The sequence below is a fragment of the Jiangella anatolica genome, assembly GCF_003236295.1.
GTDB classification, from domain to species: Bacteria; Actinomycetota; Actinomycetes; order Jiangellales; family Jiangellaceae; genus Jiangella; species Jiangella anatolica.
This window is the reverse complement of the sequence record NZ_POTW01000054.1, coordinates 12,921-26,107: the sequence shown is the minus strand read 5'-3', so window position 1 is coordinate 26,107 and position 13,187 is coordinate 12,921. Positions and strand designations below refer to the sequence as shown.

Annotated in this window: 8 protein-coding genes; 2 read left to right on the top strand and 6 right to left on the bottom strand. The window is 70.7% G+C overall.

The features are described from left to right. Positions 1-12 precede the first annotated feature (12 nt). The 4 genes from glgB to C1I92_RS20325 form a co-directional block, all read right to left on the bottom strand. Positions 13-1,887: a 1,4-alpha-glucan branching protein GlgB gene (glgB, locus tag C1I92_RS20340; protein WP_111256477.1), complete on the bottom strand. Its 1,875-nt coding sequence runs from the start codon at positions 1,885-1,887 to the stop codon at positions 13-15. 9 nt (positions 1,888-1,896) lie between these two features. After that, a complete protein-coding gene (locus tag C1I92_RS20335; RefSeq protein ID WP_199521414.1) occupies positions 1,897-3,297 on the bottom strand; it encodes a maltokinase N-terminal cap-like domain-containing protein in 1,401 nt (466 codons plus the stop codon). Beyond that, a complete protein-coding gene (gene treS / locus C1I92_RS20330; protein ID WP_111256491.1) occupies positions 3,294-5,018 on the bottom strand; it encodes a maltose alpha-D-glucosyltransferase in 1,725 nt (574 codons plus the stop codon). The genes C1I92_RS20335 and treS overlap by 4 nt, the downstream gene beginning before the upstream one ends. A 427-nt stretch (positions 5,019-5,445) precedes the next feature. Next, positions 5,446-6,117 carry a DUF305 domain-containing protein gene (locus C1I92_RS20325; RefSeq protein ID WP_111256476.1) on the bottom strand — a complete coding sequence of 224 codons (672 nt, stop codon included), beginning with the start codon at positions 6,115-6,117 and terminating at the stop codon, positions 5,446-5,448. Positions 6,118-6,311: 194 nt separating this feature from the next. Here C1I92_RS20325 and C1I92_RS20320 point away from each other — a divergent pair, with 194 nt between their 5' ends. Continuing rightward, on the top strand, positions 6,312-7,826 hold the full coding sequence (locus C1I92_RS20320; RefSeq protein WP_111256475.1) for an LVIVD repeat-containing protein: 1,515 nt from the start codon (positions 6,312-6,314) through the stop codon (positions 7,824-7,826). A 92-nt stretch (positions 7,827-7,918) separates the two neighbouring features. Then, complete coding sequence (glgP, locus tag C1I92_RS20315) at positions 7,919-10,468, top strand: alpha-glucan family phosphorylase (RefSeq protein ID WP_111256474.1); 2,550 nt, start codon at positions 7,919-7,921, stop codon at positions 10,466-10,468. Between the two features lies 1 nt (position 10,469). Here glgP and C1I92_RS20310 read toward each other — a convergent pair whose 3' ends face one another. After that, positions 10,470-11,000, bottom strand: coding sequence for a COG4315 family predicted lipoprotein (locus tag C1I92_RS20310; RefSeq protein WP_111256473.1), 531 nt, complete (start codon positions 10,998-11,000; stop codon positions 10,470-10,472). Positions 11,001-11,033: 33 nt separating this feature from the next. Further along, positions 11,034-13,163: a glycogen debranching protein GlgX gene (glgX, locus tag C1I92_RS20305; protein ID WP_111256472.1), complete on the bottom strand. Its 2,130-nt coding sequence runs from the start codon at positions 13,161-13,163 to the stop codon at positions 11,034-11,036. Positions 13,164-13,187 lie beyond the last annotated feature (24 nt).

Sequence of the window (13,187 nt, the reverse complement as noted above, 5' to 3'; positions counted from 1 at the left end):
GTCCGGCGGGACTCAGCGGGTGGCCGGGCGGAGCCAGAGGGTGCCGAGCGGCGGGACGCGGAGCTGGACCGACGCGGGCCGGCCGTGCCAGGGCTCCTCGACGGCGACCACCTGGCCGAGGTTGCCGACGTCGGAGCCGCCGTAGAGGGAGGCGTCGGTGTTGAGCAGCTCGGTCCACGGGCCGGCGTGCGGCAGCCCCAGCCGGTAGCCCTCGTGCGGGAGCGCGTTGAAGTTCGCGACGCAGACGAGCAGCTCGCCGTCGGGGCCGTGGCGCAGGAACGAGAACACGTTGCCGGTCGCGTCGTTGGCGTCGATCCACTCGAAGCCCGCCGGGTCGGAGTCCAGCGCCCACAGCTCCGGCGACGTCCGGTACAGCGCGTTGAGGTCGGTCACCAGTCGCTGTACGCCGGCGTGCCCCGGACGCTCCAGCAGCCACCACTCCAGCTCGCGGCCCTCGGCCCACTCCGACTCCTGCGCCAGCTCGCCGCCCATGAAGAGCAACTGCTTGCCCGGATGCGCCCACATGAAGGCGTAGAACGCGCGCAGGTTGGCCAGCTGCTGCCACCTGTCGCCGGGCATCTTGCTCAGCAGTGAGCCCTTCCCGTGCACGACCTCGTCGTGGGACAGCGGCAGCACGAAGTTCTCGCTGAACGCGTACATCATCGAGAACGTCAGCTGATGGTGGTGGTACTGCCGGTGGATCGGGTCGCGCGACAGATAGGCCAGTGAGTCGTGCATCCAGCCCATGTTCCACTTCAGCCCGAACCCGAGGCCGCCGAGATGGGTCGGACGGGTGACGCCGGGCCAGGCGGTGGACTCCTCGGCGACGCTGACGACGCCCGGCACCGACCGGTACGCCGTCGCGTTGGTCTCCTGCAGGAACGCGATCGCGTCGAGGTTCTCGCGGCCGCCGTGCGCGTTCGGCAGCCAGGCGCCGTCGGCCCGCGAGTAGTCCAGGTACAGCATCGACGCGACGGCGTCGACCCGCAGGCCGTCGATGTGGTACTCGGTCAGCCAGTACAGCGCGTTGGCGACGAGGAAGTTGCGCACCTCGGGGCGGCCGAAGTCGAACACGTACGTGCCCCAGTCGGGATGCTCGCCGCGACGCGGGTCCGCGTGCTCGTACAGGGGCGTTCCGTCGAACCGGGCCAGCGCCCAGTCGTCGCGGGGGAAGTGCGCCGGCACCCAGTCCAGCAGCACGCCGATGCCGGCCTGGTGCAGCGTGTCGACGAGGAACTTGAAGTCGTCGGGGTGGCCGAACCGGGCGGTCGGCGCGTAGTACGACGTCACCTGGTAGCCCCACGACCCGCCGAACGGGTGCTCGGCGACCGGCAGGAACTCGACGTGGGTGAACCCCATCTCGGTGACGTACTCAGCCAGCTCGGCGGCCAGCTCGCGGTAGGACCGGCCGCGCCGCCACGAGCCGAGATGCACCTCGTACACCGACATCGGGTGCGCGTGCGCCGACCCCGGCCGGCGCGCCAGCCACACCTCGTCGTTCCACTCGTACCGGGACTCGTGCACGATCGACGCCTGCGCGGGCGGCACCTCGGTGCGGAACGCCATCGGGTCGGCCTTGTCGCGCCAGTGGCCGTCGGCGCCGTGAACCTTGAACTTGTACAGCGCGCCGTCGCCGACCCCCGGTACGAACAACCCCCACACGCCGCCGCCGAGCCGCGTCATCGTGTGCCCGCCGCCGTCCCAGCCGTTGAACTCGCCGGCCACCTGGACCTGCCGCGCGTTCGGCGCCCAGACGGTGAACGCCGTGCCCGCGACGTCGTCGATGGTGACGACGCGCGCGCCCAGCACCTCCCAGAGCCGCTCGTGCCGTCCCTCGCCGAGAAGGTGCAGGTCGACCTCGCCGAGCAGCCGGTGCGCATCGATCATCCGTCGAGCCTATCGGCCCGCGAGCCGCTCCACCGCCGCCAGCGGGATGGGCAGCCAGCTCGGCCGCCGCCGGGCCTCGAAGACCACCTCGTAGACGGCGGTGTCGGTCTCGTAGGCGGCCAGCAGCTCCGGCTCGTCGCGCGGGTCCAGCTGCGACGCCGACGCGTAGCCGTTGCAGAACGCCTCGCTGTTGCGCTGCGTCCACTCCTGCGCGCGATAGACCAGCTGGTCGTGTGCGGGATCCTCCGGCGGGTGGTCGGTGATCAGCAGGTGCCGGGCCGCGTAGTCGAACGAGCGGAGCATCTGCGCGACGTCGCGGACGGGGGAGTGCATGGCCCGGCGCTCGGCGACCGGAGCCAGCAGCTCGCCCTCGAAGTCGATCAGCTTCCAGCCCAGGACGGTGCGCAGCACCTGCCCCAGGTGGTAGCTGCCGTGGATGCGCTGGACGGTGACCGGTTCGGTCCGCTCGCGCAGCACGTCGTAGTGCACCCGCAGCCCGGCCTCGAACGGCTCCAGCTCCGGGACGAGCGCGACGGCGTTGGCCAGCCGGCCGCTCATCGCGTCGGCGATGTCCCGCAGGTCCGACGGGGCCATGGTGCCGGTCCCCATCACCTCGGCCAGCGTCTCGTGCACCCGGGCCGTCGCCATGCCCAGCCGGTACGACTCGGCCGCGAAGTCGCCGCCGACCTCGTCGGCGTGCAGGTCGCCCTCGGCGTAGAGGTCGCGGACGCTGGCCGTGGCCAGCGCCCAGCCGTCGGACGCCGTCGTCAGGAAGCCGCGCAGCATCGCCAGGCCGCCGGTGACGACCTCGCCGCTCGTGGGGTCGGTCCAGTCGCCGTCGACCCAGCCCAGCAGCGGCGCGACCAGCGTGCAGCCGGCGTCGGCGAGCGCGTCGTTCAGCTCCAGGTCGGGGTTGAGGCCCGGGTAGACGCGGCGGAACACCTTGAGCAGCGCGGCGTCGCCGTAGGCCAGGCTGGTGTTGTGGTGCTCGCCGGGCAGCACCAGCGACGGCTCGCCGTAGGGCACCTTGACGTCGGGCTTGACGTGGAAGCGCAGCCCGCCGGTGTCCGGCGCGTCGTCGGCGAAGTGGTCCAGCAGGATCGCCGTCGCCTCCTTGTCGTGCAGCGCGTCGTACACGTGGCCGTCGGCGACCCTGCCGAGGTGGACGTGGTCGAGCCGGTCCGCACGCTCGTTGCGCACCGACAGCGGCACCTGGTAGACGTCGGCGCCGTCGTCGTGGGTGACCTCGGCGAGCAGGTGCCACACCCTCGGCTCGCCGTCGTGCACCAGGGTCGCGGCCACGGGGCGGACGCCCAGCGGCCGGGACGACGCGGCGGTGAACCAGTGCTGGTGCGGCAGCCACTCCGGCAGCAGCGCGATGGCCTCGGACAACCTCTGGTCGAGCGTCACGGCATCGACTCCTCCGGCAGGCGGGCGAGCCGGAACCAGTAGAAGCCGTGTGAGCCCAGCGTCAGCAGGTACGGCAGCTCGCCGATGGTCGGGAACCGGACGCTGCCGAGCAGCTCGACCGGCTGCATCCCCTCGTAGCGGCGCAGGTCCAGCTCAACCGGCTGCGGGAACCGCGACAGGTTGTTGACGCACAGCACGATGTCGTCGCCGAACGTGCGCACGTAGGTGAGCACCGTCGGGTTCGAGCCTCCGAGGTCGACGAAGTCGCCCAGCCCGAACGCCGGGTTCTGCTTGCGCACCTCGATCATCCGCTGGGTCCAGTGCAGCAGCGACGACTTGTTCGCCAGCTGCGACTCGACGTTGGTGACCTGGTAGCCGTAGACGGCGTCCATGACGACGGGCAGGTCGAGCCGGCCCGGGTCGGCGGTGGAGAAGCCGGCGTTGCGGTCCGGCGTCCACTGCATCGGTGTGCGGACGGCGTCGCGGTCGCCCAGCCAGATGTTGTCGCCCATGCCGATCTCGTCGCCGTAGTAGAGCACCGGCGAGCCGGGCAGCGACAGCAGCAGCGCGTTGAACAGCTTGATCTGGTTGACGTCGTTCTCCAGCAGCGGCGCGAGCCGGCGGCGGATGCCGAGGTTGGCCTTCATGCGCGGGTCCTTGGCGTACTCGGACCACATGTAGTCGCGCTCTTCGTCGGTGACCATCTCGAGCGTGAGCTCGTCGTGGTTGCGCAGGAACACGCCCCACTGGCAGCCGGACGGGATCAGCGGCGTCTGCGCCATGATCTCGCTGATCGGGTACCGCGACTCGCGCCGCACCGCCATGAAGATGCGTGGCATGACGGGGAAGTTGAACGCCATGTGGCACTCGTCGCCGCCGACCTCGGGGTCGCCGAAGTACTCGACCATCTCGCTGGGCCACTGGTTGGCCTCGCACAGCAGCACGGTGTCGGGGAACTCGTCGTCCATCACCTTGCGCACCTTCTTCAGGAAGGCGTGCGTCTCGGGCAGGCTCTCGCCGTTCGTGCCCTCCTTCTCGTAGAGGTACGTGACGGCGTCGAGCCGGAACCCGTCGACCCCCAGCCGCAGCCAGAACCGCACGACATCGAGCATCGCCTCGTGCACGGCCGGGTTCTCGAAGTTGAGGTCGGGCTGGTGGCTGAAGAACCGGTGCCAGAAGTACTGCTTGCGCACCGGGTCGTACGTCCAGTTCGACGTCTCGGTGTCGCTGAAGATGATGCGGACGTCGGGGTAGCCGGTGTCGTCGTCGGCCCACACGTAGAAGTCGCCGTAGGGACCGTCCGGGTCCTCGCGGGACGCCTGGAACCACGGATGCTGGTCGCTGGTGTGGTTCATCACCAGGTCGGTCATGACCCGCATGCCACGGCTGTGCGCGGCCGCGACGAACTGGGAGAAGTCCTCCAGCGTGCCGAACTCCGGCGCGACGTCCATGTACGCGGCCACGTCGTAGCCGCCGTCACGCAGCGGCGACGGGAAGAACGGCGGCAGCCAGAGGCAGTCGACCCCCAGCCAGCGCAGGTAGTCCAGCTTCTGGGTGAGGCCCTGCAGGTCGCCGATGCCGTCGCCCTGGGAGTCGTAGAACGACCGCACCAGGACCTCGTAGAAGACGGCGCGCTTGAACCACTCCGGGTCGGTCCCGCGGGAGGGCAGCACCCAGCCCTGCCGCTCGGCCGGGACGGCCTGCGGCCGCGTCTCGCTCATGGCCGGCACCATTCGATGGTAAGTGCGCTACGCACGGTGACCTCTCGTGACGACGATGTCTTTGGGGGTGGTGCGTGGATCAGCCGGGTCAGCCGACAGCGGTGTCGCGCAGGTGTCGCGGACAGTGCGGTGCGGGGTTCGCCCGGCGAATGCTATGCAACCGCTCGTGGCGTGGTCCAACCGCTTTCCGCGATGCGCCGGGCCGGACGTCCCGGCCCCGGCGACGCTGCCGGGCTCGGGTGCTCTGACCTGCAAGGACGACGTTCATCGGCACGTGATGGTTCGCTGTCGGCGAAGGCGCCCGGCGGACGCCCGATGGGCTGGTTCGTCCCATTCTTCATAGCTGCGCCGGAACGTTCAACCCGCCCTGTGGATGCCCATGATCATCAACCTTCTGTGTCGTCATAGCGACCCAAGAGGTTGATGATCATGGGAGCGTGTCGAGGATCTCCCGCATCCGGTCGATCTCGACGCCCTGGGTGACGCTCACGTCGGTCGCCATCTCGACCGCCAGCAGGTCCAGGCCGCCGGCCAGGGCGGCGTCGGCCATCTCGATCGCGCCGGCGTGGTGCTGGCTCATGTAGGTGAGGAACAGCTCGTCGAACTCCGCGCCGCTGGCGTTGCCCAGCTGCTCCAGCTGCAGCGGCGTGATCATGCCGGGCAGGCCGTGGTCGTGCTCGGTGTTCGACGGCGGCAGCGGCAGGTCGCGCTGGGTGAGCCAGGCCTCCAGGGCGACGATCTCCGGGCGCTGGCCGGCGAGGATGCGGTCGGCGACCAGCAGGACCCTTTCGTCCTGGGCGCGGTCCGGCGCCAGCTCGGCCATCGCGAGGGCCTGCCGGTGGTGCGGGATCATCTGCTCGACGAAGCGGACGTCGGTCTCGTTGTAGCCGCCCTCGACGATCTCGATCTCCTCGCCGGGCTCGATGACGTTCGCCGTCTCGCCCGGCCGCCCGGGCTCGATGACGCGCGTGTCCGAGGTGGCCGTCGTCGTGCTGGCCGGGGCACCGCGGCCGGTGTCGTCGTGGCCGCCGCAGCCGGCCAGGACGAGCAGGGCGACCGTGGCGGCCGCCGCCGTCGTGCGGTGGGTCACGCGCGGCATCGTTCCTCCTGGTGGCCGGGGCGGATCGGCCCAGCGTACGGCCGAATCACCCGGAGTCGAAGGCCTGTCATCAAACGGACACGGCGATGTTTCGCGGGAATATGACAAAAGTATGGCCAATCTGGTCGATTCTCGTTATTGTGCGCCTTGACCTTGATCGGCTCGGTCCTCTCTAGCCCCGGTGAGGTGTGCCCATGATCGGACATCGTTGGAGAAGGAGGGCGGCGGGTCTGGCCGTTGCCGCCCTGGTGAGTAGCGGTCTGGCCCTCGGAGCGATCGGCACGTCGGCCGCCGACGACGCCGAGCTCCTGCGCGAGTCCACCGCGAGCGAGGAGTGCGCCAACGCCGAGGCCGTCGAGGGCTTGGGCGACAACTTCGAGGAGAACTGTCTCACCGAGGCCGAGCTGGCCGAGATCACCGAGGCGCCCGAGGCGGCCAGCATCCTGCAGCCGGGTGAGACGGCCGGCACGCCCAACCTGAGCCTCGTGTCGAACCTGCCCAAGGTGGGCCCGTTCACGCCCGCCAACGCGCTCAACTCCGACCTCGCGTTCCAGGGCAAGTACGCCTTCGCGGGCAACTACAACGGCTTCACGATCTACGACATCTCGAACCCGCGTAAGCCGGTGCAGGTGACCCAGGTGCTCTGCCCGGGCTCCCAGAATGACATCACCGTCTACGGCGACCTGCTCTTCCTCTCCACCGACTCGCGCTGGACCGACGAGTCCTGCAGCGCGACGAACCTGCCCAACATCAGCGACACGGCCGGGCGGGACTACTGGGAAGGCATGAAGATCTTCGATATCAGCGACGTGCGCAACCCGCGGTACGTCGCTGCCGTCGAGACCAAGTGCGGTTCGCACACCCACACCCTGGTGCCGGCCGAGGAGAGCGTGTACATCTACGTCTCCTCGTACGGGCCCAACGTGGGGCTGGCCGACTGCCAGCCGCCGCACGACAAGATCTCGATCATCGACGTCCCGCTGGACGACCCCGCGTCGGCGCACGTCGCGGCCGAGCCGGTGCTCTTCCCCGACGCCGCCAACCAGGGCGGCAACACCGCCGGCTGCCACGACATCACCGCCTACCCGCACCTCGGCCTGGCCGCCGGCGCGTGCATGGGTGACGGCATCGTGATGGACATCACTGACCCGCTGAATCCGGTGATCGTCGACCAGGTCCGCGACCCGAACTTCGCGTTCTGGCACTCGGCGACGTTCAACAACGACGGCACGTCGATCATCTTCACCGACGAGCTCGGCGGCGGCAGCGGCCCGACCTGCAACCCCACCGTCGGCCCGAACCGCGGCGCCAACGCCATCTACACGTGGGACGGGGAGTCGATGGAATTCGCGTCGTACTACAAGATCCCGCGCGAGCAGGCCAACACGGAGAACTGTGTGGCGCACAACGGCTCGCTGATCCCGGTGCCGGGCAAGGACATCTTCGTCCAGGCCTGGTACCAGGGCGGCATCTCGGTGTTCGACTTCACCGACCCCCACAACCCGACGGAGATCGCCTGGTTCGACCGGGGTCCGTGGACCGGCCAGTCGATCGCCGGAGCGTGGTCGACGTACTACTACAACGGCTTCATCTACTCCAACGAGATCCAGCGCGGCTTCGACGTGTTCGATCTGCGCGACCCGCGGGTGGCTCCGGCGAAGGGGACTCGGTACTCCGAGTTGAACGTCCAGACGCAACCCGTCTACTGACGCCTTGCGGCAGCGAGCGGACGGCGGCCTTGGTCGCCGTCCGCTCGTCCGCCGGTAAGGCTCGCGTAACAGTCAGGCATTAGCGTTGGACCGTGCGTGCGATCCGACGACTCATGGTCCGTACCGTCCTCCCCGAGCCGCTGGCCGCGCTCGGCGATCTCGTCACGAACCTGCGGTGGTCGTGGCATCAGCCCACCCAGGAGCTGTTCGCCGCCGTCGACCCGCGGCTGTGGGCCGAGGTCGGCCACGACCCGGTCCGGCTGCTCGGCGAGGTGGGTCCGGAGCGGCTGGCCGAGCTGGCCGCCGACCCGGCCTTCCTGGGGCTGGTCCAGTCCACCCGCGACGACCTGCAGCACTACCTGACCGAGTCGCGCTGGTACCAGGACAACGACGGCAGCGCGCCGCGCGGCGTCGCGTACTTCTCACCCGAGTTCGGCATCACGCACGTGCTGCCGCAGTACTCCGGCGGCCTGGGCATCCTGGCCGGCGACCACCTCAAGGCGGCCAGCGACCTCGGCGTGCCGATCATCGGCGTCGGGCTGCTCTACCGGCACGGGTACTTCGTGCAGTCGCTGTCGCGCGAGGGCTGGCAGCAGGAGCGCTACCCCGTCGTCGACCCTGACAACCTGCCGCTGGTGCGGCTGCGCGAGTCCGACGGCGCGCCCGCGCGGATCACCGTCGGCCTCCCGGGGAAACGCGTGCTGACGGCGGCCATCTGGGTCGCGCAGGTCGGCCGGGTGCCGCTGCTGCTGCTCGACTCGTCCATCGACGACAACGGGCCGGCCGAGCGCGACGTCACCGACCGGCTCTACGGCGGCAGCCGCGAGCACCGGCTGCTGCAGGAGATGCTGCTCGGCGTCGGCGGCGTGCGGGCGGTCCGCGCGTACTGCCGGATCACCGGCACGCCGGCGCCGGAGGTGTTCCACACCAACGAGGGGCACGCCGGGTTCCTCGGCCTGGAGCGGATCCGCGAGCTGGTCGAGGAGCGCGGGCTGACGTACGAGGCGGCGCTGGAGTTCACCCGGGCCGGCACCGTCTTCACGACGCACACGCCGGTGCCGGCCGGCATCGACCGGTTCCCCCTGGACCTGGTCGAGTCGCACTTCGGCGGCGACAACGCCAGCCCCGGCCTGCCGGTCGAGCAGATCCTGGCGCTCGGCACGGAGGACTACGCCGGCGGCGACCCGTCGGTGTTCAACATGGCCGTCATGGGGCTGCGGCTGGCCGCCCGCGCCAACGGCGTCAGCACGCTGCACGGCGAGGTCAGCCGGGGCATGTTCGCCGGGCTGTGGCCGTCCTTCGACGAGCGCGAGGTGCCGATCGGGTCGATCACCAACGGCGTGCACGCGCCGACGTGGGTGGCGCCGGAGATCCTGCGGCTGGAGGAGAAGGCGATCGCCGGCGGCGGCTGGAAGGCCGCGACGGAGTCCGTCTCCGACGCCGACCTGTGGTCGACGAAGCGGACGCTGCGGGACCGGCTGGTCGAGTCCGCCCGGCAGCGGCTGCGCGCGTCCTGGCACGGCCGCGGCGCCGGCGACGCCGAGCTGGGCTGGATCGACGACGTCCTCGACCCCGGCGTGCTGACCATCGGGTTCGCCCGCCGGGTGCCCTCGTACAAGCGGCTCACGCTGATGCTGCGCGACCCCGGCCGGCTCAAGGCGCTGCTGCTGCACCCGGAGCGGCCCGTGCAGTTCGTCATCGCCGGCAAGGCGCACCCGGCCGACGACGGCGGCAAGCGGATGATCCAGGAGATGGTCCGCTTCGCCGACGACCCGGAGATCCGGCACCGCATCGTGTTCCTGCCCGACTACGGCATCGGCATGGCGCGTGACCTCTACCCGGGCTGCGACGTGTGGCTGAACAACCCGCTGCGCCCGTACGAGGCGTGCGGCACGTCGGGCATGAAGGCGGCGCTGAACGCCGGGCTGAACCTGTCCATCCGGGACGGCTGGTGGGACGAGTGGTCCGACGGCGTCAACGGCTGGGACATCCCGTCCGCCGAGGGCGTCGACGACCCGTCCTACCGCGACGAGCTGGAGGCGACGGCGCTCTACGAGCTGCTGGAGAACGAGATCGCGCCCCGCTTCTACGACGTCGACGAGACCGGCGTCCCGCGCCGCTGGGTCGATCAGCTCCGGCACACGCTCACCGCGCTCGGGCCGAAGGTGCAGGCCACGCGCATGGTCCGCGACTACGTCGAGCGGCTCTACACCCCGGCCGCGGCGTCCAGCCGGTCGCTGAACTCCGACTTCGACGGCGCGGTGTCACTGGCGGACTGGAAGGAGCAGGTCCGCGCCGCCTGGCCGCAGGTCCGCGTCGGCCACGTCGAGACGACGACGGCCGACACGTTCGAGCGCGGCCAGACGCTGCGGCTGCACGCGGTCGTCACGCTCGGCCCGCTCACCCCCGACGACGTCGCCGTCCAGGTCGTGCACGGCCCGGTCGACGACGACGACCACCTGCGCGAGCCGGCCGTCACCCCGCTGTCGCTGAGCGAACGGCTCGACGACGGCGGGTACCGGTACGACGGCGAGGTCCAGCTGGACCGCACCGGCGCGTTCGGCTACACCGTCCGCATCGTCCCGCGGCACCCGCTGCTGGGCGACGGCGCCGAGCTGGGGCTGGCCGCGCTGCCGGAGTGACTCAGTAGTCGTAGCCTCCGCCGCCGTCCTCGTCGTCGTCGGACGGGGCGGAGCCACCGGTGGTGACGGCGTGCCAGACGAAGTGGGTGCCCTGGAAGTCGTCCTCGAAGCCGTCGCCGACGAACGAGCCGGGGCCGGTGTCCTCGGAGAACGTGTAGAGCGGCATGCCGTCCAGGGTGAGCTGGTCCGAGCCGTCCGGCCGGGCGATCACGCCGAACTCGCCGTCCACGCCGTCGACGCCCGACGGGACCTCGGAGCCCGTCATGGCGAGCGGGGGCCAGAAGTCCTCGCAGCCGTCGACGCAGAGGATGGAGCCGTCGGCCTCGGCCTCGGTCGTGTAGAGCGTGTTGCCGTCGGCGTCGGTGAGGACGGTGCCGAAGTCCGGGATCTCCCGGGTGCCGACGATGCCGTCCGTCGTCTGCGTCTCCGCGTCGCCGGAGTCGTCCGAGCCGCAGGCGCTGAGCAGGAGCAGGGCCGCGGCGGACGCGCCGATCAGGCGCAGCCGGAGCCCGGTGTGAAGCGAAGTGTTCATACCAGTTGGTACGAGCAACTACCGCCGACGGATTCAGTCGATCACGCGCAACAGCAGGCAGCTGCGTCCGGTCAGCGTCGTCCGGGCCGCCGCGCGGTACCGCCGGCGTTCCCTGGCGCCGTCCGCCGTATCCAGGATGACCTCGTACGATGCCGCCCAGAACCGGCCCGGCAGCCGCACCTCCAGGTCGTCGGCGCCGGCGTGGAGGTAGAGCAGGAACGAGTCGTCCAGGATCGGCTCGCCGCGCACGCCGCGCGACCGGATGCCCCCGCCGTTGAGGTACATGCCCAGGGTGCGCAGGCCCTGGTCGTGCCACTCGGCCTCGGTCATCTCCGCGCCGGACGGAGCGAACCAGGCGATGTCCTTGCGGCCGCCCTCGACCACCGGCACGCCGTCGAAGAACCGCCGCTGCCGGACGACGGGGTGCGCGCGGCGCAGCTCCAGCAGCCGGCGGACGAGGTCGCCCAGTTCCGGGTACTGCTCGGCCAGCGACCAGTCGATCCAGCTGATCTCGTTGTCCTGGCAGTACGCGTTGTTGTTGCCCCGCTGCGTACGTCCCATCTCGTCGCCGGAGAGCAGCATCGGGACGCCGGTCGAGAGCAGCATCGTCGTCAGCATGTTCTTCACCTGGCGAAGCCGCAGCGCGCGCAGGCCGTGGTCCGCCGGCTCCGGGTCACCTTCGACGCCGTGGTTCCAGGACCGGTTGTCGTCGGTGCCGTCGCGGTTGTCCTCGCCGTTGGCCTCGTTGTGCTTGCGGTCGTAGGAGACGAGGTCGCGCATGGTGAAGCCGTCGTGCGCGGTGACGTAGTTGATCGACGCGTACGGGCGGCGGCGGTCGTCGGCGTACAGGTCCGACGAGCCGGACAGCCGGTAGGCGAGGTCGCGGACGCCGGCCGCGGCGCCGCGCCAGTGGTCGCGGACGGAGTCGCGGTAGCGGTCGTTCCACTCGGTCCACAGGTGCGGGAACTCACCGACCTGGTAGCCGCCGGGGCCGACGTCCCACGGCTCGGCGATCAGCTTCACCTCGCGCAGCACCGGGTCCTGCCCGATGACCGTCATGAACGAGCCGAGCATGTCGACGTCGTGCATCGAGCGGGCCAGCGCCGACGCGAGGTCGAAGCGGAACCCGTCGACGTGCATCTCGCCGACCCAGTACCGCAGCGAGTCCATGACCAGCCCGAGCACCGCCGGGTGCGCGACCCGGAACGTGTTGCCGGTGCCGGTGTAGTCCAGGTAGCGGGACCGGTCGGCCGGGTCGAGGTGGTAGTACGCCTCGTTCGCGATGCCGCGGTACGACAGCGTCGGGCCGCCGTCGCCCTGCTCGGCGGTGTGGTTGTAGACGACGTCGAGGATGACCTCGAGGCCGGCCTCGTGCAGCGCGCGGACCATCGCCTTGAACTCGTCCACCTGCTGGCCGCGGCTGCCCGCCGACGAGTACGCGTCGTGCGGCGCGAAGAACGCCAGCGTGTTGTAGCCCCAGTAGTTCAGTGAGCCGCGGTGCAGGAAGTCGGGCTCACTGACGTACTGGTGCACGGGCATGAGCTCGACGGTGGTGATGCCCAGGCCGGTCAGGTACTCGATCGCGGCCGGGTGGGCGAGGCCGGCGTAGGTGCCGCGCAGCTCCTCGGGGATGTCCGGGTGGCGCTTGGTGAAGCCGCGCACGTGCGTCTCGTAGAGGACGGTCTCGGCCCACGGCACCCGCGGCGGTGCGTCGTCGCGCCAGTCGAACGGGTGGACGTCGACGACGACGGACTTGGGGACGTACGGCGCGGAGTCGCGGTCGTCGCGGACGCGGTGGTCGCCCCCCTCGTCCATCGACGGGCGGACGTGGCCGTAGACGGCCGGGTGGGCGGTCAGGGCGCCGTCGACGGCGCGCGCGTACGGGTCGGTGAGCAGCTTGGCCGGGTTGAACCGGCGGCCGGTCGCCGGGTCCCACGGACCGTGCACCCGGAACCCGTAGCGCTGCCCGGGCCGCACGCCGGGGACGGCGCCGTGCCAGATGTCGAACGTCCGGTTCGGCAGGACGAGCCTGGTCTCGGCGTCGTCCTCGTCGAACAGGCACACCTCGACCCGCTCGGCGTCGGGCGCCCAGAGAGCGAAGTTCGTGGCCTCCGCGGTGTGGGTGGCACCCAGGGGGGTCCAGTGACCGGGCCATGGCTCCATAGCGACATCCACGCGGGGCATTGT

Bases quoted from the DNA above. Each gene is read 5' to 3' on its own strand.
- glgB (WP_111256477.1), bottom strand. From the start codon at position 1,887: ATGATCGATGCGCACCGGCTGCTCGGCGAGGTCGACCTGCACCTTCTC.
- treS (WP_111256491.1), bottom strand. From the start codon at position 5,018: ATGAGCGAGACGCGGCCGCAGGCCGTCCCGGCCGAGCGGCAGGGCTGG.
- C1I92_RS20325 (WP_111256476.1), bottom strand. From the start codon at position 6,117: ATGCCGCGCGTGACCCACCGCACGACGGCGGCGGCCGCCACGGTCGCC.
- C1I92_RS20320 (WP_111256475.1), top strand. From the start codon at position 6,312: ATGATCGGACATCGTTGGAGAAGGAGGGCGGCGGGTCTGGCCGTTGCC.
- C1I92_RS20310 (WP_111256473.1), bottom strand. From the start codon at position 11,000: ATGAACACTTCGCTTCACACCGGGCTCCGGCTGCGCCTGATCGGCGCG.
- glgX (WP_111256472.1), bottom strand. From the start codon at position 13,163: ATGGAGCCATGGCCCGGTCACTGGACCCCCCTGGGTGCCACCCACACC.